The sequence below is a fragment of the Streptomyces fradiae genome, assembly GCF_041270065.1.
Taxonomy (GTDB): domain Bacteria; phylum Actinomycetota; class Actinomycetes; order Streptomycetales; family Streptomycetaceae; genus Streptomyces.
On sequence record NZ_CP065958.1, the window covers coordinates 3,663,416 to 3,683,960 of the forward strand.

The following is a 20,545-nucleotide window of genomic DNA, read 5'->3' on the forward strand; positions in this document are numbered from 1 at the left end:
TCAGGGTAGTGCGGCCTCGTGATCCCGCACACCCGCTGGGTGCCTGCCCGCTGGGTGCCTGCCCCCGCGGACGGCTCCTCAACCCGTACGGCCGGCGCGGGCGTCCAGCCGGTCCGCCCACTCCAGGGAGCGCGTGTTGTAGGCGCGTACGACATCGACGGCGCCGGCCGCGTCGCCGCGCGTGATCGCGTCGACCAGCTCGATGTGCTCGCTCCACAGCCAGCCGAGCAGATCGCGGTCGGCGCGCAGATAGGGCACGGAGAAGACCCAGGCCTGGACGCGGAGGCGGTGCAGGAAGTCGGCGATGTAGTCGTTGGCGGCGACGAGGCGGCCGAGCTCGCGCCAGTAGCGGATGTCGTAGCCGATGAGGACGTCGAGGTCGCCGGCGCGGGCCGCCCGCGCGGCGGCCTCGCCCCGGCGGCGTATGGAGACCAGGGCGACGCCGTAGGAGACGTCGGGCTCGGCGGGCGGCTGGGAGACGGGCGCGTGGCGGCGGAAGATGCCGTCCACGACGAGCATCCGGGCCTCGACCATGCCCCGGTAGTCGTCGACCGAGAACTCGTGCACGCGGAAGCCGCGGTGCTGGTCGGAGTCGAGGAGCCCCTGCGCGCACAGGTCGACCAGCGCTTCTCGTACGGGCGTCGCCGAAACCCCGTACTGCTCGGCGATCTGCTTGACCGTGAACTCCTGGCCCGGCTGGAGACGCCCCGCGAGCACTTCGTCACGCAGCGCGTCCGCGATCTGCTGTCGCAGGGTGCTGCGGGTGACTCCTGCTCCGCTCGCGGCCATGGTGACCGGCCCCCTCCGTACGACTTCCGGACACCCTAATCCAGGGCCGGGAGGGGGCGGATCACTGTTGGGTGACGGTCGCAAGGTCACACCGCGCGACCGCCGCACAAGGTCAAACCGTCAGACAAACGGTCACACCGTGTGTTCGTCGGCGACGCTGAGCGCCGCGTCCAGGGCCGCCAGGCCCTCCTTCGCCTCCGCCTCGGTGACGTTGCAGGCGGGGACCGCGTGGGTGCGGTTCATGTTGACGAAGGGCCACAGGCCGTTCTTCTTCGCGGCGGCGGCGAAGGCGGCCATAGGTGCGTTGGCCTCGCCGGCCGCGTTGTACGGGACGAGCGGCTCGCGCGTCTCCTTGTTCTTGACCAGGTCGAGCGCCCAGAAGACGCCCATGCCGCGCACCTCGCCGACCGACGGGTGGCGCTCGGCGAGCTCGCGCAGGCCGGGGCCGAGGACGGTCTCGCCGATGTCGGCGGCGTGCTCGACGACCTTCTCCTCCGCCATCACGTTGATGGTGGCGACGGCGGCGGCGCAGGCCAGCGGGTGCCCGGAGTAGGTGAGGCCGCCCGGGTAGGGCCGCTTGTCGAAGGTGGCGGCGATCTCGGCGCTGATGGCGACGCCGCCCAGCGGCACGTAACCCGAGTTCACGCCCTTGGCGAAGGTCATCAGGTCGGGCACGACGTCGAAGTGCTCGGCGGCGAACCACTTGCCGGTCCGGCCGAAGCCGGCCATGACCTCGTCGAGGACGAAGACGATGCCGTACTTGTCGCAGATCTCGCGGACGCCGGCGAGGTAGCCGGGCGGCGGGGTCATGATGCCGGCGGTGCCGGGGACGGTCTCCAGGATGATCGCGGCGATGGTCGCCGGACCCTCGAAGGCGATCGTGTCCTCCAGGTGCTGGAGGGCCCGCGCGCTCTCCTCCGCCTCGGTGGTGGCGTAGAAGGGCGAGCGGTAGAGGAACGGCGCCCAGAAGTGCACGACACCCGCGGAGGCGGTGTCGGAGGGCCAGCGGCGCGGGTCACCCGTCAGGTTGATCGCGGTGGAGGTGGCGCCGTGGTAGGAGCGGTAGGCAGAGAGCACCTTCGTACGGCCCGTGTGCAGACGGGCCATGCGAACGGCGTTCTCGACGGCCTCGGCGCCGCCGTTGGTGAAGAAGATCTTGTCCAGGTCGCCCGGGGTGCGCTCGGCGATGAGGCGTGCGGCCTCGGAGCGTACGTCGATGGCGAAGGCGGGCGCGAAGGTGGTGAGCTTCGCGGCCTGCTCCTGGATGGCGGCGACGACCTTGGGGTGCTGGTAGCCGATGTTGGTGTAGACGAGGCCGCTGGTGAAGTCGAGGTAGCGGTTTCCGTCGTAGTCCCAGAAGTACGAACCCTCGGCGCCGGCGACGGCGAGCGGGTCGATCAGGCCCTGGGCGGACCAGGAGTGGAACACGTGCGCGCGGTCGGCGGCCTTGACGGCCGCTCCGGCCTGGGGGTCGGGTTCGACATGAGGGGTCATGCGTCCGAGGGTAAGGAAACGCAGGTGGGACGGGCCATGACCATCTTGTCCACCGAGACCGGGGCGGACGAGACAGTGTGCCGGGCGGTACGAGTATTGACAGTAGGCTGTCATCATGACAGCCTACTGTCATGACTGGAACTGAGATCGAGACCCCCAAGGCCACTGCCACTGTCCATCTCGCCGTCTACGACACCCTCGCCGACTGGGAGACGGGCCACGCGACCGCCTGGCTCGCCCGGGCGGGATTCACCGTGAAAACCGTCGGCACGCGCGCGGGGGACCCGATCACGACGATCGCGGGCATCCGGATCGTCCCGGACCTCGCCCTCGCCGACCTGAACCCCGAGGACAGCGCGCTGCTGATCCTCCCGGGCGCCGAGAAGTACGACGAGGGCGACGAGCTCGCCCCCTTCACCGCCAAGGCCCGCGCCTTCCTCGACGCGGGCGTCCCGGTCGCCGCGATCTGCGGCGCCACGGCGGGGCTGGCGCGGGAGGGACTGCTCGACGCCCGCCCGCACACCAGCGCCGCCGACGTGTACCTGGCCGCCACGGGCTACAAGGGCGGCGAGCACTACGTCGAGGCCGACGCCGTCCGCGACGGCGACCTGATCACGGCCGGGCCGACCGAGCCGGTGGCCTTCGCCCGCGAGATCTTCGCCCGCCTCGGTGCGTACGAGGGGCAGCGGGACGCCTGGTTCCGCCTGTTCCACGACTCGGACCCGGCGGCCTACGCCGAGCTGAACGGATGACATGGATGAACGGATGACACGGGTGAGAGGACGAACCGGATGAGCCGCCGCCAGCAGGACGCCCTGTCCCGTACCGCGCTCGGCGTCTTCCGCCTCAACGGCCAGTTCCTCGCGGTGGCGGAGAAGCTGGCCGAGCCGGCCGGCCTCACCGCCGCCTGGTGGCAGGTCCTGGGCGCCGTCGTCCACGAACCGCTCTCGGTCTCCGGCATCGCCCGCGCCATGGGCATCACCCGCCAGAGCGTCCAGCGCATCGCCGACCTCCTCGTACGGGACGGCCTGGCCGCCTACGAGCCCAACCCGGCCCACCGCCGCGCCAAGCTCTTCACCCCGACCGAGGCCGGCCGCGCCGCCATGCACCGCATCGTCCCGGGCCACGCGGAACTGGCCGCCCGCCTGATGCGCGAACTGGGCGGCCAGGAGGCGTTCGACGAGACGGTACGGGTGCTGGAACGGCTGTCGCGGGCGGTGGAGGCGGTGGAGTCCCAGGACCCGCCGAGGTAGCGGGCCTCGGCGGCCCGCGCCGGCTCATCGGCCCGCTCCTCCACCTCGGCGACGCACGCGGGCGGTGCGCCGCCGACGACGCACTCCGCGCCGGGGTCGTACTCCCAGCGCCAGGTCACTCGGCCACCGCCCGCACGGCCTCGTCCTGGTGTGGTGCAGCACGTCCAGGGCGTGCCGGCGGCGGGTGGACAGTTCGGACCGTCGCTCGATCTCCACCTCCCTGGCCCAGACGTTGAGCCAGCCATGGATGGGCCCGAGGGAGTCGTGCTCGGCAGCGAGGGAGAAGGCCGCGTTCTTCTGCTGCTCCATCTCCCCCAGCCGGTGCGGAGCGATCCTGGCGAGGGCGAGGCGCAGGGCATCCGGTGTGCGCTCGGGACGCGAGTTGTCCCACCCGCCCGTCACATCAGAATCTCCGTGACCGCGCTCCGCAGCAGGAGCGGGTGCACGAAGCGGTCCGGCGCGGTCGGGGGAAAGCGCCAGGTCAGGGGCCAGGTCTTGCCCGAGAGCGCCGGGACGGGGACGTAACTCACCACCCCGGGCGCCGCATTGAACCGCGTCACCCCGCGCGGCCACGACCGGTGCGCTGTCGACCCGGGCGGCAGCAGGAAGTACACCCCGCGCCGCCCGTTCTCCTCCAGGACCACCGGCCCCGGCTCGCCGCCGGTGAGCGCCGCCATCAGATCGGCGAGGCGCCGCCCGTCATCGCCGTCGACGCGGATAGCGTCGAATTGCACGCCGGCCTTGCGGAGTTGGAAACCCAAATAGGGGATCCAATCACAAGAGCTCATGTTTCGCTCTGCTTTTGAGGCATTCACAGGGACATGGTGACGGGTCGACGCTAGCGTTTCCACGACTGCGAGGGCGCGTCAGTAACCCTTTGACCTGCGTCAACGCGCCTTGCGGACAGTCGAATTCGGCGGGGAGCAGTTGAGACCGGTTGAGATCGGTTGAGTCCAAATGGGGAGCACGATGGCGCGAGCGGAAAACAAGGAAACGGTGGGCCCGGCGGCGCGGATGGCCGCCGTGGTGGCAAAGCGAATGCGGTTGCGAAGGGGGCTCACTCAGGCACAGGAGGGGGCGCTCATGGGGTACACGGGCGCGGCGATCAGCGCGATGGAGCGCCTGGTTCACCCGGTGAGCGACGAGATGCTGGTCAAACTAGAGGAGGTTCTGGGCGAGGGCACCGGCGTCTTCGACGAGATGCGGCTGCTCGTACGGCTGGAGAAGCTGCCGGAGGAGTTCCGGGACTACCTGCTGATCGAGGAGCAGGCGCTGAGTCTGTGCCTGTACGCACTGAGCAACGTGCACGGTCTGTTCCAGACGGAGGCGTACGCGCGGGCCCAGATCTCAGGTGGCTACCCGCCACCCACCCCGGAACGGGTCGAGGAACTGGTCACTGCACGAATGGCCCGCAAGGCGCTCTTCGACAAGGAGCCGATGTGCCACATCGAGCTGATTCTGGACGAGTCGGCGCTGCTCCGTAAGTTCGGCAGCGAGGAAGTCATGCGCGAGCAGTACCGCTACCTGGCGGAGTGCGCCCAGTACAAGAACGTCACGCTCCAGGTCCTCCCTCTCGACGTCGGCCTGACCGGCGAGAACGCGGGCGCGCGGGGCGAGCTGAACCTGGTCGAACCGCCCGACCACGCCCGCCTCGTCTACCTGGAAATCCAGGACGAGAGTGTACTGATCACGCCTCCCGCCAAGGTGAGCACGTACGCACAGCGCTATGCGAAGATCCGGGCACAGGCCCTGGGCCCTCGCGAATCACTGGGCCTCATCGAGCGGTTGGCGGGAGAAGAAAGATGAGCAAGTCCCTGACCTGGTTCAAGTCCAGCTACAGCAGCGACAGCGGCGGCAACTGCGTTGAGGTCGCCTTCGACTGGCGCAAGTCGTCGTACAGCAGCAGCGCGGGCGGCGAGTGCGTCGAGGTCGCCGCCTGCCCCCACGCCGTCCACGTACGCGACTCCAAGAACGCCGACGGCGGGCCCACGTTCACCGTGGAGCCCGCCGCCTGGGGCACGTTCGTGGCCTGGCAGAACTGACCGTCTAGCAGTAGAGGTTCGAACCGGCGGGCACGCCCAGGATCTGGGTGAACTGCTGGTACTTGGTGACCCGGCTCTGGACCTGGGCCGGGTTGCCGCCGTTGCACTCCAGCGAACCGTTGATGGAGCGGATGGTCTCGCCGAAGCCGCGGCTGTTGACCATGGCGCTGTGCGCGGTCATCGTCCCCGGTCCGTTCTGGGTGTTCCAGTACCAGAGGCCGGTCTTCCAGGCGACGGCCGCGTCGCGCTCGACGCGGTAGGGGTCGGCGAGGAGGTTGATGCCGAGGGCGTCACCGGCGGCCTTGTAGTTGAAGTTCCAGGAGAGCTGGATCGGGCCGCGGCCGTAGTACGCGGCCTGGCCAGCGGGGCAGCCGTACGACTGGCTCCAGTCGCAGTAGTGCGGGTAGTTGGCGGTGTTCTGCTCGACGATGTAGACGAGGCCGCCGGTCTCATGGCTGACGTTGGCGAGGAAGGCGGCGGCCTCCTGCCTCTTCACGGTGTCGCTGCCGGTGGTGGCGAAGCCGGGGTACGCGCTGAGGGCGGCCTTGAGGCCGGCGTACGTGTAGAAGGAGTTCCGGCCCGGGAACATCTGGTTGAACTGGGCCTCGGAGACGACGAATCCGGAGGTGGACGGCGGCGGGGTGGTGGTGCCGCCGTCGCCGCCGCAGGTGCCCTCGTCGCGCCAGACGTCGGCGGTGCCGGGGCGCTCGTTCTGGGTCCACCACTTGGCGTACCAGTTGTGACCGTTGTACGAGGCGGTCATGCCGCCCGTGTAGACGCTGGAGGAGTTCCAGGCGGCCACACAGGCGGGCGCGGCGCCCGCGACGGTGGCGGGCAGGAAGACGGCGAGGCCGGCGACCGTACAGATCGCGGCCAGGACGGTGAGGAGACGTCGCAGCATGCGGCTCGTCCTTCCGGTGGGGGAAGGCCCACGCAACCGCTATTGGTCTGCACCTGTCAATGGTCTGGACCAGATCGAACCGAACCGGACGCGACCGGACTCCTTCATTCAGCGGGACAGCACACGCTCCAACAGGCCGACGAGCAGGGCTCGTTCGGCGACGGAGAGCGGCGCCATCAACTCGTCCTGGGCCTCGGCGAGGACCGCGTCGAGGCGTTCGAGGTGCTTTCGGCCCGGCGGGGTGAGGGTGACGACGTTGCGGCGGCGGTCGTCGGGGTCGGGGGTGCGGGCGACCTGGTCGCGCTGCTCCAACTCGTTGATGACGGCGACGAGATCGCTGCGGTAGACGCCGGTGCGCCGGCTCAGCTCGGCCTGGCTGGCCGGGCCGTACGCGTCGAGGGAGGCCAGGACCGCGTAGTGCCACTTGCGGGAGTCCTCGGCAGCCAGCCGATCGCTCACGAGGCGGTCCGCCCGGGCAGAGGTCATCGCGAGCAGGCGGCTAGGGAGGGCGCGGAGGCGGTCGGGGGTCTGCGTCTGCCGCTCGTCCATCTCACGGGACTCGGGCGCGTCGGGGGTCTCGCTCATGCGGTGCAGATTACCTCTTGCGTTAGTGGTCCGAACGATCTAATGTCGTTAGTGCCACAAACGTTAGTAGCCCGAACGTTAGAGGGGGACATCATCATGACCGCATCCACGCCCACGCACACGACCACGTCCGTGTCCACTGCGCCCGCCGCCGACGCCCGTTCCCTCGGCCTGGCCCACTACGCCGCCCGGGGTGTCCTGGAGCACGTCCTGGCCCGGCACGGCGCCACGTTCCAGCAGCAGATCGCCCTGCGCGCCGCCGTCACGGCCGAGGCCCCGCAGACGGCCGACGCCCTCGTCGCCCGGGTCCAGAGCAGCCTCAAGGCCGACCCGGCCGACATCCGCGTCACGCTCGACGAACTGCGGGACCGAGGCCTGCTGGTCGCGGACGGCTCGCATCTGCGGCCCACGGACGCGGGCCGCGAACTGCTCGCCGCCATCACCGCCGAGACGGCGCCAGTCAGCGCCCGGGTCTGGGGCGGCATACCGGCCGAGGACCTGGCCGCCGCCGGCCGCGTCCTCGCCCTGGTCACCGCGCGCGCGAACGCGGAGCTGGCCGCGCTGACGGCCTGACGGCCTGACGGACAGCGTCCGCTCCTGTCTGTCAGATCATCAGGACGATCCGGCCCGGCCGGCGGCCGGCCTCGGCGCGGCGGTGGGCCTCGGCGGCCTCTTCGAGGGGCATGACGTCGGCCACCCGGGTGATGAGCTCGCGGTCGGCGACCTTCTGGAAGATGGCGGCCAGCTCGGCGGGGTCGGGGCGGCCGAAGACGGTCTCGACGCGGATGTCGCGCTCGGGGGCGGGGGTGCGGTCCTTCGCGAGGGCGACGAAGGCGCCGCCGTCCTTGGCGGCCGGGAGGACCGGGTCGCCGACGAGGGCGCCGTCGAAGACGCCGTCGACCCGGTCGGGGACGAGCGCCAGGAGCTGGGCGAGCACGTCGGCGGGTTCGCCGCGGGTGACGCAGTGCTTGGCGCCGAGGACCTTGAGCTCGCTCTCGTCGCCCTCGTGGGCGACGGCCACCACCTCCAGGCCGGCCGCCGAGGCGAACTGGACCGCGAAGCGGCCCACGACGCCGCTGGCGCCGGTGACGAGGAGAGTGGCGCCCGCCGGGAGGTCGAGCACGCCGAGGCCCTGCTGGGCCGTGGCGGCGGCAAGCGGGACGGAGGCCGCCTGGGTGAAGTCCACCTCGTCGGCGATCGGCGCCAGCCATTCGGGGTCGACCCGGATGACCTCCGCGTAGGTGCCCTCACCCGTCCGCTCGGTGAACCACGGAACGAAGCCCGCCACCCGGGTACCGGCCGGAAGGGTGCCCGTCGGGCCGGGCGCGGGGTCGAGGAGCCGGCCGGCGAAGTCCGTGCCGAGGACGAACGGGGGCCGGAGCGGTTCGAGCTCCTCGGCGTAGTAGCCCGCCCGGATCCTCATGTCGGCGACGGCCACACCGGCCGCCTTCAGCCGGACCCGGACCTTGCCCGGCACGTCCCCGGCCTCGGGCTCGGGGCGGCGGGCCATGTTCAGCACCTCGGGTCCGCCGTAGGCGGTCACTTCGACGACACGCATGGGTCTCCTCCTGCGGCAGCCCCCTCGTGGCCCATTACACCCATGCCCGCCAACCCCGGCAACAGCTGTAAGGAAGCCGGGGGAACCTGTCGGAAGGACGAACTCCAGATGGCCGGAATCCAGCTCTCGTACCGAACCGCACACCCGTCCGTACGGTGGCGCCCGTGGACTGGGTCAGCCCCGAGAACGTCATCGCCGTCGTCACCGCGCTGCTCGGTGTGGTCGTCACCTTCGCCGTGCTCGTCATCGAGCGACGGGTGCCGCGCCGCAAGCGCGTCGGCTACCGCGTCCAGCTGGACACCCCGGTGGGGGACAGGGTCACCCGCCTCTTCCACGGACGCGCCGACATGACGGACGCCACCCTCGTGCTGCTGCGCATCGAGAACGACGGCGGCGTCTCCATCGGCCGCGAGGACTACAACCAGGAGAACCACGGGCTGTCCGTGCGGTTCACCCGCCGCAGGGTCGAGGCGGCGGCCGCCTCACAGGCGCCGTTCGGCAGCGACGACCTGGCGGTCGGCGACCGCGAGATCAGGATCCCCAAGGTGGCGCTCAATCCCGGGGACTACTTCAAGGTGCTCGTGCTGCTCACCGGCGGCGAGCCCAAGGACGAGATCGCCGTCGCCGGACCGATCCGCGACGGCGGGGTCCACGTCAACCACAGCGCGACCTTCGACGACAAGCCGCCCACCTTCACCCGGGCCGCCCGCCGCGTCATCATCGCCCTGACCGTCTGTGTGATCACGCTCGCCGCGATCATCGTGATCCGCGACGACGTGCCGCCGCCCATCGGCTGCGCCCGCGGCAGCCTCACCGTCACCGGTTCCACCGCCTTCGAGCCGGTCCTGAAGGACGCCGCCGCGCAGTACGAACGGGACTGCCCGGGCGCCACCGTGAGCGTCGACGCGCGCGGCTCCACCGCCGGCATACGGCGGCTCGCCGAGCAGGGCGCGCGGCAGGGCAAGGACGGGCGCCCGGAGCTCGTCACCCTGTCCGACGGGGCCAAGCCCGAGGGCTACCCGCAGCTGAAGGACTCCCCCGTCGCCGTCTCGCTCTTCACCCTCGTCGTCAACGACCGGGTCCCGCTGGACAACCTCACCCTGGAGAACATCCGCGCCCTGTACCGCGGCGACATCACCAACTGGCGCACCCTCGGCGGCCCCGACCTGCCCGTGCGGCTGGTCAGCCGGGACGCCGACTCCGGGACCCGCGAGGTGTTCCAGCGCCGGGTCCTCGGGCGCAACGAGCCCGCCAACTCCTCCCGTAACTGCTCGGCCAAGGACGACCCGGAGGCCCTGGTCATCCGGTGCGAGCTCGACAGCACCGACCAGGTCCTGTCCACCGTCGCCGCGCTGCCCGGCGCCCTCGGCTACACCGAGCTGCGCACCGGCAGCCGTCCGAAGGGCCTGCACCGGATATCCGTCGACGGGCGCAGGCCGGACCTGGCGGAGCTGGGCAGGTCGCCCTACCCGTACCGGGAGATCGAGTACGCCTACACCTGGGAGCTGCCCCGGCCCGGCTCGCTGACCTCCAGTTTCCTCACCTATCTGGGGCGCGGCGGCGGGCAGGACGTGATCCTCGGCCACGGGCATCTGCCCTGCGCCACCCCCAAGGGGCTGCGGATCTGCGGCGCGGGATGACGGGGAGCCCGGCGGGCGGGTCTGGCATCCTCTAGCGACGTGGATCCCTTGAACGCGGAAGACCCGGTCACCATAGGACCGTTCCGGCTGCTCGGCCGGCTCGGTGTGGGCGGCATGGGGCGGGTGTATCTGGCCCGGTCGGCCGGCGGGCGTGCCGTCGCCGTGAAGGTCGTGCACCCGGAGCTGGCGGCCCAGGACGAATTCCGGCGCCGCTTCGCCCGGGAGGTCTCCGCACTGGAGCGGGTCGGCGGCACCGGCACGGCGCCCGTCCTCGGCTCCGACACCGGGGCCGAACTGCCCTGGGTGGCCGTGGGATACGTGCCCGGTCCTTCGCTGCGGACCGTCGTCGCCGACGAGTACGGGCCGCTGCCGCCGGACAGCGTCCGCACCCTCGCCGCCGGACTGGCCCGGGCCCTCACCCACATCCACACCGCGGGCCTGGTCCACCGCGATCTGAAGCCGTCGAACGTCCTGCTCACCGTCGACGGCCCGCAGATCATCGACTTCGGCATCGCCCGCGCCCTCGACACCGTCACCGACGGCGGGCTCACCACCACCGGCGCCGTCGTCGGCTCCCCCGGCTTCATGTCGCCGGAGCAGGTGCGGGGCGAGAAGCTCAGCCCGGCCGCGGACATCTTCTGCCTGGGGTCGGTGCTTGCGTACGCGGCGACCGGGCGTTCGCCGTTCGGCGGCTCGGACAGCGGCGTGCACGCCACCATGTTCCGCATCGCCCACGACGAGCCCGACCTGACCGGCCTGGCGCCCGAACTCGCCGGCCTGATCCGGGCCTGCCTCACCAAGGACCCGGCGGGCCGGCCGTCCGCCGCCGAACTGGTCGACACGCTCAGGGTCACCGACCCCTGGCTGCCCGCCGACGTCCTCGCCCGGCTCGGCCGGCACGCCGCCCGGCTCCTGGAGGCCGAGGCCGCCTCCGCCGGCGACCCCACCCCGGCCACCCCGCTGCCCGGCACCCGCGAGCAGGACGGCGTCGCCCGGCCCCGCCGTCGTACGGGCCTGGTCGCCGCCGTCGCCGCGCTCGCCGTGGCGGGCGCCGCGGCCCTCGCGTACACCTACTGGCCGCTGTCCGACCCGAACACTCCCGTCAGCGGCGGCGGAAAGGGCCGCGGTGGCGCCACGACGACCGGGGCGCGGCCGGCCGGGATCGTCCCGGCGGCGTTCCTCGGCGCCTGGGAGGGCGTCCTCAAGGGGACGGCGGACATGCCGTACGAGACCAGCCGGATCGAGGTGACTCAGGGCGCGGCGGGCTCCCGGAGCGTCGTCTATACCCATGTCACCGGCGAGCGGCTGTGCATCGGCCGGGCCGTGCTGCTTTCCGCCACCGACAGCGAACTCGTCTTCGGCGACGCCGAGATCACCGCGAGCGTCCCCGCCCAGCGCTGCACCCCGGCCGCCCGCCAGACCCTGCGGCTGCGTTCCACGGACGTCGTCGAGTGGAGCTCGGGCGTCGCGAAGACCACCTTCCAGCGCGTCCCGGCCGGCGCGGCCGTCGTCCCCGCCGCCCTCGTCGGCAGCTGGCAGCAGTCCCGGGACCAGGTGACCCAGCCCGACGCCGACCGCTACACGTACCAGCTCACCGTCACCCAGGGCCCGGTCGGCGCACCCCTGATCCGCCTCGACCAGTCCTTCCCGCGCACCGACAAGGACGGCACCCCCACCTCCGAGAACGTCCGCTGCGTCACCACCGCCGTCGTCGGCGGCGCCGGCAACCTCCTGGTCGTCGGCCCCGAGACCCGCGACCCGGAGACCTGGGACCCGGAGTGCGCCGAGAACGGCTCCAGCAACCTCCGGATCGTCCACTACCAGGGCAAGGAGCTGCTGCACGTCTACTCCATGGCCGCGGACAGCGAACCGGGCGAGTTCGTCCGCGACTAGCGGGAAACGGCACGGGGCGCGTGCTCGACGAGCACGCGCCCCGCAGTCAGGGAGATCCCCGGGTCTATGAGCCGTAGTAGCCGACGACGTCGGCGATCAGGTCCGTCGTTCCGGAGTGGTTGTAGAAGCTGATCTTCCCGTCAGCGCTCACCGGCACCACCGCCAGGTTCGGCACCGTCTGGCCCGCGGTGAAGTTGACGTTCGACACGCTCGGTCGCTGCGCGCCCGCGGGGAACGCGGACACATAGCCGGTGGCCGTCGGGTTCGTCACGGTCAGGTTGAGAACGACGGCGCTGACGCCCTTGGCCGGCACGCCGGGGAAGGACGACGTCCACAGCGTCACCGTCTGACCGGCGCCGATCTTGCCCCACTGCCCGTAGTAGGAGTTGCGCGTGTCGAGGCCCCGGACCGGCCCGACCCCGGTGAACGTGGCGCCCCCGGCCGCCGGGTCGTCCGTGAAGTAGCCGGCGACATCGGCCAGCAGGTCCACCGAGCCGGCGTGGTTGTAGAAGGACACCTTGCCGTCCACGAGCGGCACCGTCACCAGATTGGCCACGGTCTGTCCGGCCGGCACGTTGAGGCTGGACGTGGTGCCGCGCGGGGTGCCCGAGGGGTAGGCGGTGACATAGGTCGACCGGGTCGGTCCGGTGGCCGTCACGTTCAGCACGACGGCGGTGGCCCCGGACGAGGGGACCCCGCCCCGGCCCGCGACCTGAAGCGTCACGGTGCCCTGCTCTCCCGCCTTCGCCTTCGGCACGCCGAGGGCCGAGCGGGTGTCCATCAGACGCTCCAGCGTCACCGAGCGGTACGCCGAACCGCCCTTGCCCTCCACGTAGTAGCCGGCGACATCAGCCAGCAGGTCCACCGAGCCGGCGTGGTTGGTGAGATTCACCTTGCCGTCCACGACCGGCACGACGACCGCGTTGGCGACGGTCTGCCCGGCCGTGACGTTCAGGTTGGAGGCGTACGGCTTCGGCCGGCCCGACGGATAGACCGTCACATGGGTCGCCGAAGTGGCGTTCGTCGCCGTCACGTTGAGCGCGACTCCTGTGATGCCGCTCGCCGGGACCCCGGCGACGCCCGCGACCTTGAGCGTCACGGTCTTGCCCGCGCCCACCTCGACCTTGGGCGCGCCGAGGCCGGTGCGGGTGTCGAGGGTACGGGTAGGCGCCAGCGGCTCGTACGTGCCGGGAAGGGTCGTCACCGCGCTGTCGTACAGCTCCATGGAGCCGGACTGCGTGATCGGCGTGCCCACGCCGTCGCCCGGCGAGGCGGTCAGCGACCAGTTGTAGGAGCCGTCGGCGACGCCCCGGCCCAGGTCGTCCCGGCCGTCCCAGCTGGCGGAGACGGCCCCGGCCGTCCGGCCGTCGCCCCGGCCGGTGAGGGTACGCACCAAGGTGCCGGTGCGGGCGTCGCGCAGGGTCAGCTGCCAGGAGCCGGCCGGCTTGGAGGCGACCCAGCGGGGCCGCCAGGTCTCGCCGTATGCCACCCGCTTGTATGTGCTCACCGTGGCCTGGACGAGGGAGAACGGTTCGGTGGCCACGCCGCTCGGGACGAGGTGGATGCGCCGGTCGGCCGCCACGTAGGCGAGCGGGCCGCCGAACTTGTCGACGGTCCAGGTCACTCCGCGCTGGTTCTCGGGGGTGCCGGCCAGGTCGCCGACCTCCCGGGTGACGGCGGAGCCGTCCCGGAAGGCCGTGAGCATCAGCTTGCCGGCGGCCCTGTCGTGGCGAACGAGATAGCCGTCGCCGACGAGCGCCTCACCGGCCGGTACGGCGATGTTCTTCCTGGCCGTGCGGTCGTACACGCCGGCGGGGCCGGTGGTGCCACAGGACCAGTAGAGCCAACGGCCCACGGCCTGGAGCTCCTTGGCCACGCACGGGGCGCCCGTCGCCTGGGTGGTCTTGGTCCCGGTCCGCAGGTCCTCGCCGACGAGCTGCCCGACGGTCGCGGTCTGGGTCCAGTAGGTGTAGCCCCAGACGGAGGCGGCGGTGACGGCGCCGCTGCGGATCGGTTCGAGATCGGTGAAGACGCCGAGGTCACCGACGTACTGGCGGGCCGGGTCGGTGCCGTTGACGACGGCATAGCGCCCGGTGACGCCGAGGACGGTGGCCTGGGCCGAGCTGGTACGGAAGTAGCCGGCGTCGTCCTCCTTGTCGATCGATCGAACGGCCTTGCCCTCGACGTCCTGGTCCACGTGGACGGCCCGGCCGTCGCCGGTGCTCCACAGGCCGTCGAGGCCGCCGTTCCAGCCCTGGTAGACCCGCTCGCCCGGCCGGTAGGACGCTCCCTCGGGCGTGATCGCGCGAGTGAAGTAGGCGTTCACGAAGCTGCCGTCGCGCTCCTGCGTAGCCAACTGGCCGTTCGCCAGCGACAGGTTGTCAATCTGCGCGGGCACACCCTCGACCGCCGCCACCTCGCTCTGCGCACCGGCCCCGGAGATCTTCCGCAGCGCCCAGTGAGAGGAATCCGCCCCCGCGGCGAAGACCGCACTGCCGTCGGCGGCCGTCACCATCGCGGACGCGGCGTGGCGGTACAGCGTCACCGGCGCGGCACCGTCGAAGCCGACCCGCCGGACCGGGTAACCGGAGGCGTCGACAAGGTTGTTCGGGGGCGTCCCGAGGTACCCGGTCACCAGCACCTGGTCACCGACGGCCGCGATGACCAGGCTCTCGCCGGTCGCGCGGGTGACACCGAGGTCGGTCGCGGCTGAGCCGAGGTCACCCCTGGGCACCCAGCGGACCGAGGTGCCATCGGTCAGCACCAGCCGGCCGGGGGTCAGGACGATCTGCGAGCGAACATTGCCGGCCAGGGGTCGTCCCTTGTCGAACGCTCCCGTCGCCAGATCGATCAGTCCGATCGTCGCGACTTTGTCGGGTCCGGCGTACTCGACCACCAGCCCCTTCGCATCGGCGGCCAACTGCCGGTTCACCGTGATGTCCGCCGGGGCGGCGACCTCCACGGGCGCGCTCAGGGCCCCGTCCGCGCCGACCGTGAACAGGTGGTGGGCGTAGGCGCCCGCCGTTCCCGTACGGGTCAGGACATTCGGGCCCGCGGCCGCCAGGAAGGTGTGGCCCTCGGGCAGCGCGAAGGTGACGCGTGCGCCGGTGGCGAGGTCCTCGCGGGCCCAGCCGTCCGCGCCCGCCTCGTGGACGAGGACGTCGGTCCCGGCCGGCAGCCAGGAGCGCTGGTCGTCCTTGTAGTCCCCGCCCTTCAGTACGGTCGTGCCGAGGTCGACGGCCCTGGTGCGGCCGTCCCAGCCGGTCCACAGATAGCCGTTCGTGCCCTCCTGCCGGTAGAGCACGCCGGTGGCGCCGGCGCCCAGCGGGACGGTCTTCCTCGGCGCGTACCGATCCGACTGGAAAATCGTTTCCCCTGATACGGGAGCGGGCTCGGCGGCCGTCGCCGTTCCCCCCAGCACGCCCGGCCCCCCGACCAGACCCAGCAACAGGGCCGTACTGACACCGGCCCTCATCCATGCGCGACTGCGCAACGCGGTCCCTCCCCAGAAACTCGCACCACGATCCACGAATTGCTTCGCTCAAAGCTGCCTGACATTAGCAGGGGTCCCGGACACCGCCTCGGCCGCCGCCCGGGCGTAGTCGTGGACCAGGGGGCGGGGGTCGTCGGCGCGCCAGGCGAGGGCGAAGCGGGTGGGGGTGACGCCGTCGACGGGGCGGACGACGACGCCGCCACGGGTGAGCAGCGGGGCGTTGCCCTCGGCGACCAGGCAGATGCCGAGGCCGTCGACGAGCGCCTCGTACGTCTCGTCGGTGGAGCCGATCTCGGCGCCGATCCGGGCCGGGCGGGCGTCGCGGGCGTCCAGGGCCAGCCAGTGGTCGCGGAGTTCGGGGGCGACCTCGCCGGGGAGGGCGAGGAAGGGCTCGTCGAGGAGGTCGGCGAAGGCGATCCGGTCGCGGCCGGCCAGCGGGTGCCGCTCGGACAGGGCGATCAGGCGCGGTTCGGTGGCGACCACGACCCAGCGGTAGCGCTCGGCGTCGACCAGCGGCAGCCAGACGAACGCCAGGTCGCTGGTGCCGTCGGCGAGCCCGGCGGTCGGGTCGTCCCAGCCGATCTGGCGCAGCCGGAGCCGGGCCTCCGGGTGTGCCTCGGTGAAACGGGAGCGGATCGCGGGCAGCAGCCCGCCCCGGCCGGGGCTGGTGGACATGCCGATGACGAGGGTGGCCTCCCGCGCGGCCCGGGCGGCGCGCACCGCGCCCTCCGCCTCCGCCCACGCGGCGAGCACCGCGCGGGCGTGCGGCAGCAGTGCCGTACCGACCTCGGTGAGCCGGACGCCGTGCCGGTCGCGGTCGAACAGCGGGGCGCCGAGCTGCCGTTCCAGGGCGCGGATCTGCTTGCTGAGCGCGGGCTGCGACACGTACAGGCGCTCTGCGGCACGGGTGAAGTGCAGCTCCTCCGCGACCGCGAGGAAGTAGCGCAGGTCCCGGCCGTGCACATCCGTGATGGTCATGACCATGGGCTATCACGACAGATCTTGGACGGACAACTGCCCTCGCAGGCAGGGTGGTTGCACGCGGAACGCACCACCAACGAGGGGAATCGAGAGACATGAGCAAGGTCTGGCTGATCACCGGCGCCAACAGCGGCTTCGGGCGCGCCTTCGCCGAGGCGGCGGTCGCCGCCGGGGACGTCGTGGTCGCCGCCGCCCGCCGCGCCGGCACCCTGGACGACCTGGTGGCCGCCCACCCCGACCAGGTCCACGCCGTCACCCTGGACGTCACCGACCACGCCGCCGTCGACCGGGTGGTGGGCGAGGTCGCCGAGCGGCACGGCCGCATCGACGTCCTGGTCAACAACGCGGGCCGCACCCACGTCGGTTCGGTCGAGGAGACCGGCGACGCCGAACTGCGCTCGCTCTTCGACGTGCACGTCTTCGGCCCGGCCGCCCTGACCCGCGCCGTCCTGCCCCACATGCGGGCCCGCCGCTCCGGCGCGATCGTGCAGCTCAGCAGCGTCGGCGGCCAGGGCTCGCTGCCCGGCTTCGGCGCGTACAGCGCGACGAAGTTCGCCCTGGAGGGCATGTCGGAGGCGCTCGCCGCCGAGGTCAAGCCGCTCGGCATCCACGTCCTGATCGTCGAGCCCGGCGCCTTCCGCACGTCCCTCTTCGGCGGCGGCAAGAGCCTCAGCGCGGACACCATCCCCGACTACGCCGACACCGTCGGCGCCACCCGCGCCTTCGTCGAGGGCGGCGACGGCACCCAGGCCGGCGACCCGGCCAAGGCCGCGGCCGCCGTCCTCACCGCCCTGAACGCCGACGAGCCGCCGCTCCGCCTCGCCCTCGGCGACGACTCCATCGACATGATCCACGCCCACCTCGACCAGGTCCGGGCCGATCTGAACGCCTGGGACAAGGTCGGCCGGGACACCAAGTTCGACGCCTAGACGCCTGGCCATGGACACGTGAAAGGGCCCGCACCCCAGGGTGCGGGCCCTCACGGGTATGCCGTACGGCCTACAGGAACGAGTTGATCTCGATCGTCTCGTCCCGGCCCGGGCCCACGCCGATCGCGGAGATCGGGGCGCCGGACATGTCCTCCAGGGCCTTCACGTACGCCTGCGCGTTCTTCGGCAGGTCGGCGAAGGTCTTGGCCTTGGTGATGTCCTCGGACCAGCCCGGGAGCATCTCGTAGACCGGCTTCGCGTGGTGGAAGTCGGTCTGCGAGTAGGGCAGCTCCTCGACGCGCTTGCCGTCGATCTCGTACGCGACACACACCGGGATCTGCTCCCAGCCGGTCAGCACGTCGAGCTTGGTGAGGAAGAAGTCGGTCAGGCCGTTCACGCGGGTCGCGTAGCGGGCGATGACCGCGTCGAACCAGCCGCAGCGGCGGTCACGGCCGGTGGTCACACCGCGCTCGCCGCCGATGCGGCGCAGCGCCTCGCCGTCCTCGTCGAAGAGCTCGGTCGGGAACGGGCCGGCGCCGACGCGGGTCGTATACGCCTTGAGGATGCCGATGACCCGGCTGATCTTCGTCGGGCCCACGCCCGCACCCGTGCAGGCACCGCCGGCGGTCGGGTTCGAGGAGGTGACGAAGGGGTACGTGCCGTGGTCGACGTCGAGCAGGGTGCCCTGGCCGCCCTCGAAGAGCACGACCTTGTCGTCGTCGAGCGCCTTGTTGAGGATCAGCGTGGTGTCGGCGACGAAGGGCTTGATCTGCTCCGCGTACTGGAGCATCTCCTCGACGATCTGCGCGGCCTCGATCGCCCGGCGGTTGTACAGCTTGGCGAGCAGCTGGTTCTTGCCCTCCAGCGCCGCCTCCACCTTCTGGGTGAGGATCGACTCGTCGTACAGGTCCTGGACCCGGATGCCGACGCGGTTGATCTTGTCGGCGTAGGTCGGGCCGATGCCGCGACCCGTGGTGCCGATCTTGCGCTTGCCGAGGAACCGTTCCGTCACCTTGTCGAGGGTGACGTTGTACGGGGTGATCAGATGGGCGTTACCGCTGATCAGGAGCTTGGAGGTGTCGACGCCGCGCTCGTTCAGCCCGCTCAGCTCGGAGAGCAGGACCGCCGGGTCGACGACGACGCCGTTTCCGATGACCGGGGTGCACCCCGGGGAGAGGATTCCGGAAGGGAGAAGGTGCAGCGCGTACTTCTGGTCGCCGACGACGACCGTGTGGCCGGCATTGTTGCCGCCCTGGTAACGCACCACGTAGTCAACGGACCCGCCGAGCAGGTCGGTGGCCTTTCCCTTGCCCTCGTCACCCCACTGAGCACCGAGCAGCACAAGTGCGGGCACAGGCGTACACCCCTTCCGGGCGGGGCAAGACCAAGGTCAGGGGGCCGACGCCGCCTCACCGGTGTGCCCCGGAATAGACGAAGCCCCTGGCGCAATAGCGCAAGGGGCTCTTGCACAAAGAGACTACCCGAGGAAGGACCGAGGTGTCGGATCACGACCAGCTGCTGGTCATCGTCGACCCGGTCGCCCGCCGAATGGACGGCGAGTCCGTACGGATCGCGAAAGATGTGCTGTCGGCGGGCGCCGAAGCGAAGATCTGCCTGCCGGACGGTCCGGAGGAATTCTCCCGGGCCCTGGCCAGGCGCGGCTCCCGGCGCCCTGTCGTCCTCGGCGACGACCGCGCGCTGCTGCGCGCCGTGACCCTGCTGCAGCGCGACCGGGACCGTGACCGGGACCCGGCGGACGGGGCCGGTACGACGGCCGTCGCGATGGTCCCGATCGGTGCGGCCGACCGGGTGACGACGGCCCGTGCGCTCGGTGTGCCGCCGGGCACGGTGGCGGCCGCGCGGGCGGTGCTCGACGGGGCGGTACGGCGGCTCGACCTGCTCGTCGACGACAGCGGCGGCCTCGTCCTCGACCGCCTCGACGTGCCGGCCTCGGGCGGCTCGGGGCCCTCGGGCGGCGGCCCCGCGCCCGCACCGCCGACCGCGCCGCCGACCGTCTGGCACACCTGCCGCTCGCTCGTCCGCACCCTGGTGCGGCCGGCGCCGGCGGTCCTCGCCGCGCCCGCCCACCGGCTGCGCGTCGAGGCGGACGGGGTGCTGCTCAGCGATCTCGACACGCCGCTCGCCGGGCTCACCGTCCGCGCCCTCGCGGGCACCCTCGCGCTGACCCTCCGCCCGCCGGGCGACGAGCCCGCCCGGACCACCACCGCCCGCACCCTGACCGTCGCGGGCCCCGACTTCCGCTACCGCGCCGACACGGCGGTCTCCGGCCCGGTCCGCCGCCGGACCTGGACGGTACGGGCGGGGGCGTGGGGGCTCACGGTGCCGCGCGAGGCGCCTCGCGCCGAGAGGCCCTAGGCCTGGCCGCCCTGGGCTCCCGCCGCCCGCTCCGCGTCCTTGCGGACGCGCCAGCGGTCCATGATCCCGGCCATCTCGTCGTGCAGGAAGGCGAAGAACTCGGCGGTCTCGGCGAGCCGGCGACCCGCCGCCGTGTCCGTGCCGAGGGTGTCGGTGCCCTCGCGCAGGATCTTCTCCCAGCGGCTGAGGACCTGGTCGCGGCGGGTGAAGGTCTCGTACCAGAGCTCGTTGTGGAGCACGTACAGGTCACGGCGGGTGCCGGGGTCGCGCTCGCGGCTGACCATGTCGACCTGGGAGAGGTAGCGGACCGCGCCGGAGACGGCCGCGGGGCTGATCTGGAGCCGTTCGGCCAGTTCCGCCGAGGTCATGGAGGCGGTCTCGGAGGAGAGCAGGGCCGCGAAGACGCGGGAGGCCATGCGCTGCATGCCGGCCGCGGTCATCTCGGCGGCGAAGCGTTCCACGAAGCGCGCGGTGGCGTCCGCCGCATCGGTCGCGTCGCCCTCGGCCGTATCCGCCGTCATGCCCTCAGTGATGCCCTCAGCCGTGCCCTCAGTCATGGCGTCCACTATCTCACCCACTTTCCATACGCTTCCTTAACTTCACAAGTTTGT

Annotated in this window: 19 protein-coding genes; 9 read left to right on the top strand and 10 right to left on the bottom strand. The window is 71.8% G+C overall.

Annotated elements, in window-relative coordinates; translation table 11 throughout:
* Window positions 1-78 precede the first annotated feature (78 nt).
* Together JAO84_RS16510 and JAO84_RS16515 are read right to left on the bottom strand one after the other, a co-directional pair.
* Window positions 79-789: a GntR family transcriptional regulator gene (locus tag JAO84_RS16510; protein WP_265865198.1), complete on the bottom strand. Its 711-nt coding sequence runs from the start codon at window positions 787-789 to the stop codon at window positions 79-81.
* A gap of 132 nt (window positions 790-921) precedes the next feature.
* A complete protein-coding gene (locus JAO84_RS16515; RefSeq protein WP_370413575.1) occupies window positions 922-2,283 on the bottom strand; it encodes an aspartate aminotransferase family protein in 1,362 nt (453 codons plus the stop codon).
* Window positions 2,284-2,414: 131 nt separating this feature from the next.
* Here JAO84_RS16515 and JAO84_RS16520 point away from each other — a divergent pair, with 131 nt between their 5' ends.
* The gene (locus tag JAO84_RS16520; protein WP_370413576.1) at window positions 2,415-3,035 is read left to right on the top strand and encodes a DJ-1/PfpI family protein; all 621 of its coding nucleotides are present in this window, start codon (window positions 2,415-2,417) and stop codon (window positions 3,033-3,035) included.
* A gap of 39 nt (window positions 3,036-3,074) precedes the next feature.
* Window positions 3,075-3,536 (top strand): MarR family winged helix-turn-helix transcriptional regulator, encoded by a 462-nt coding sequence (locus JAO84_RS16525; protein WP_370413577.1) that lies wholly within the window; start codon window positions 3,075-3,077, stop codon window positions 3,534-3,536.
* A 398-nt stretch (window positions 3,537-3,934) separates the two neighbouring features.
* On the opposite strand, the gene JAO84_RS16530 is transcribed toward JAO84_RS16525, so the two are convergent.
* Window positions 3,935-4,324 carry a hypothetical protein gene (locus tag JAO84_RS16530; RefSeq protein ID WP_370413578.1) on the bottom strand — a complete coding sequence of 130 codons (390 nt, stop codon included), beginning with the start codon at window positions 4,322-4,324 and terminating at the stop codon, window positions 3,935-3,937.
* A 181-nt stretch (window positions 4,325-4,505) separates the two neighbouring features.
* On the opposite strand from JAO84_RS16530, the gene JAO84_RS16535 reads away from it, so the two are divergent.
* Window positions 4,506-5,342: a helix-turn-helix domain-containing protein gene (locus JAO84_RS16535; RefSeq protein WP_370413579.1), complete on the top strand. Its 837-nt coding sequence runs from the start codon at window positions 4,506-4,508 to the stop codon at window positions 5,340-5,342.
* Window positions 5,339-5,578 (top strand): DUF397 domain-containing protein, encoded by a 240-nt coding sequence (locus tag JAO84_RS16540; protein ID WP_370413580.1) that lies wholly within the window; start codon window positions 5,339-5,341, stop codon window positions 5,576-5,578. Before JAO84_RS16535 ends, JAO84_RS16540 begins: the two co-directional genes overlap by 4 nt.
* A gap of 4 nt (window positions 5,579-5,582) precedes the next feature.
* On the opposite strand, the gene JAO84_RS16545 is transcribed toward JAO84_RS16540, so the two are convergent.
* Together JAO84_RS16545 and JAO84_RS16550 are read right to left on the bottom strand one after the other, a co-directional pair.
* Window positions 5,583-6,479, bottom strand: coding sequence for a glycoside hydrolase family 19 protein (locus JAO84_RS16545; protein WP_265865191.1), 897 nt, complete (start codon window positions 6,477-6,479; stop codon window positions 5,583-5,585).
* Window positions 6,480-6,587: 108 nt separating this feature from the next.
* Window positions 6,588-7,064: a MarR family winged helix-turn-helix transcriptional regulator gene (locus tag JAO84_RS16550; RefSeq protein WP_370413581.1), complete on the bottom strand. Its 477-nt coding sequence runs from the start codon at window positions 7,062-7,064 to the stop codon at window positions 6,588-6,590.
* A gap of 96 nt (window positions 7,065-7,160) precedes the next feature.
* Here JAO84_RS16550 and JAO84_RS16555 point away from each other — a divergent pair, with 96 nt between their 5' ends.
* On the top strand, window positions 7,161-7,637 hold the full coding sequence (locus tag JAO84_RS16555; protein ID WP_370413582.1) for a MarR family transcriptional regulator: 477 nt from the start codon (window positions 7,161-7,163) through the stop codon (window positions 7,635-7,637).
* Window positions 7,638-7,668: 31 nt separating this feature from the next.
* Here the strand turns inward: JAO84_RS16555 and JAO84_RS16560 are convergent, their stop codons facing one another.
* Entirely contained in the window at window positions 7,669-8,622 is a 954-nt protein-coding gene (locus tag JAO84_RS16560; RefSeq protein WP_370413583.1) for an NADP-dependent oxidoreductase, read from the bottom strand.
* Window positions 8,623-8,786: 164 nt separating this feature from the next.
* Between JAO84_RS16560 and JAO84_RS16565 the strand changes: the two genes are divergently transcribed.
* A complete protein-coding gene (locus tag JAO84_RS16565) occupies window positions 8,787-10,262 on the top strand; it encodes a substrate-binding domain-containing protein (RefSeq protein WP_370413584.1) in 1,476 nt (491 codons plus the stop codon).
* A 39-nt stretch (window positions 10,263-10,301) separates the two neighbouring features.
* Window positions 10,302-12,155 (top strand): serine/threonine-protein kinase, encoded by a 1,854-nt coding sequence (locus JAO84_RS16570; protein ID WP_370413585.1) that lies wholly within the window; start codon window positions 10,302-10,304, stop codon window positions 12,153-12,155.
* A gap of 64 nt (window positions 12,156-12,219) precedes the next feature.
* Here JAO84_RS16570 and JAO84_RS16575 read toward each other — a convergent pair whose 3' ends face one another.
* Entirely contained in the window at window positions 12,220-15,576 is a 3,357-nt protein-coding gene (locus JAO84_RS16575; protein ID WP_370413586.1) for a FlgD immunoglobulin-like domain containing protein, read from the bottom strand.
* A gap of 120 nt (window positions 15,577-15,696) precedes the next feature.
* The gene (locus JAO84_RS16580) at window positions 15,697-16,632 is read right to left on the bottom strand and encodes a LysR family transcriptional regulator (protein WP_370413587.1); all 936 of its coding nucleotides are present in this window, start codon (window positions 16,630-16,632) and stop codon (window positions 15,697-15,699) included.
* Between the two features lie 92 nt (window positions 16,633-16,724).
* On the opposite strand from JAO84_RS16580, the gene JAO84_RS16585 reads away from it, so the two are divergent.
* The gene (locus tag JAO84_RS16585; RefSeq protein WP_370413588.1) at window positions 16,725-17,558 is read left to right on the top strand and encodes an oxidoreductase; all 834 of its coding nucleotides are present in this window, start codon (window positions 16,725-16,727) and stop codon (window positions 17,556-17,558) included.
* Between the two features lie 70 nt (window positions 17,559-17,628).
* Here the strand turns inward: JAO84_RS16585 and JAO84_RS16590 are convergent, their stop codons facing one another.
* Complete coding sequence (locus tag JAO84_RS16590; RefSeq protein ID WP_265865184.1) at window positions 17,629-18,912, bottom strand: adenylosuccinate synthase; 1,284 nt, start codon at window positions 18,910-18,912, stop codon at window positions 17,629-17,631.
* Window positions 18,913-19,106: 194 nt separating this feature from the next.
* Here JAO84_RS16590 and JAO84_RS16595 point away from each other — a divergent pair, with 194 nt between their 5' ends.
* Window positions 19,107-19,934, top strand: coding sequence for a diacylglycerol kinase (locus JAO84_RS16595; RefSeq protein ID WP_370416780.1), 828 nt, complete (start codon window positions 19,107-19,109; stop codon window positions 19,932-19,934).
* On the opposite strand, the gene JAO84_RS16600 is transcribed toward JAO84_RS16595, so the two are convergent.
* Window positions 19,931-20,455, bottom strand: a complete 525-nt coding sequence (locus tag JAO84_RS16600) for a GbsR/MarR family transcriptional regulator (RefSeq protein ID WP_370416781.1) — start codon at window positions 20,453-20,455, stop codon at window positions 19,931-19,933. The genes JAO84_RS16595 and JAO84_RS16600 overlap by 4 nt on opposite strands.
* Window positions 20,456-20,545: the final 90 nt, after the last annotated feature.

Excerpts from the sequence above, each read along its gene's own strand:
- JAO84_RS16550 (WP_370413581.1), bottom strand. The coding sequence starts at position 7,064 with ATGAGCGAGACCCCCGACGCGCCCGAGTCCCGTGAGATGGACGAGCGG.
- JAO84_RS16585 (WP_370413588.1), top strand. The coding sequence starts at position 16,725 with ATGAGCAAGGTCTGGCTGATCACCGGCGCCAACAGCGGCTTCGGGCGC.
- JAO84_RS16530 (WP_370413578.1), bottom strand. The coding sequence starts at position 4,324 with ATGAGCTCTTGTGATTGGATCCCCTATTTGGGTTTCCAACTCCGCAAG.
- JAO84_RS16520 (WP_370413576.1), top strand. The coding sequence starts at position 2,415 with ATGACTGGAACTGAGATCGAGACCCCCAAGGCCACTGCCACTGTCCAT.
- JAO84_RS16555 (WP_370413582.1), top strand. The coding sequence starts at position 7,161 with ATGACCGCATCCACGCCCACGCACACGACCACGTCCGTGTCCACTGCG.
- JAO84_RS16545 (WP_265865191.1), bottom strand. The coding sequence starts at position 6,479 with ATGCTGCGACGTCTCCTCACCGTCCTGGCCGCGATCTGTACGGTCGCC.
- JAO84_RS16525 (WP_370413577.1), top strand. The coding sequence starts at position 3,075 with ATGAGCCGCCGCCAGCAGGACGCCCTGTCCCGTACCGCGCTCGGCGTC.
- JAO84_RS16535 (WP_370413579.1), top strand. The coding sequence starts at position 4,506 with ATGGCGCGAGCGGAAAACAAGGAAACGGTGGGCCCGGCGGCGCGGATG.
- JAO84_RS16515 (WP_370413575.1), bottom strand. The coding sequence starts at position 2,283 with ATGACCCCTCATGTCGAACCCGACCCCCAGGCCGGAGCGGCCGTCAAG.
- JAO84_RS16560 (WP_370413583.1), bottom strand. The coding sequence starts at position 8,622 with ATGCGTGTCGTCGAAGTGACCGCCTACGGCGGACCCGAGGTGCTGAAC.
- JAO84_RS16510 (WP_265865198.1), bottom strand. The coding sequence starts at position 789 with ATGGCCGCGAGCGGAGCAGGAGTCACCCGCAGCACCCTGCGACAGCAG.
- JAO84_RS16595 (WP_370416780.1), top strand. The coding sequence starts at position 19,107 with ATGGACGGCGAGTCCGTACGGATCGCGAAAGATGTGCTGTCGGCGGGC.
- JAO84_RS16540 (WP_370413580.1), top strand. The coding sequence starts at position 5,339 with ATGAGCAAGTCCCTGACCTGGTTCAAGTCCAGCTACAGCAGCGACAGC.
- JAO84_RS16600 (WP_370416781.1), bottom strand. The coding sequence starts at position 20,455 with ATGACGGCGGATACGGCCGAGGGCGACGCGACCGATGCGGCGGACGCC.
- JAO84_RS16580 (WP_370413587.1), bottom strand. The coding sequence starts at position 16,632 with ATGGTCATGACCATCACGGATGTGCACGGCCGGGACCTGCGCTACTTC.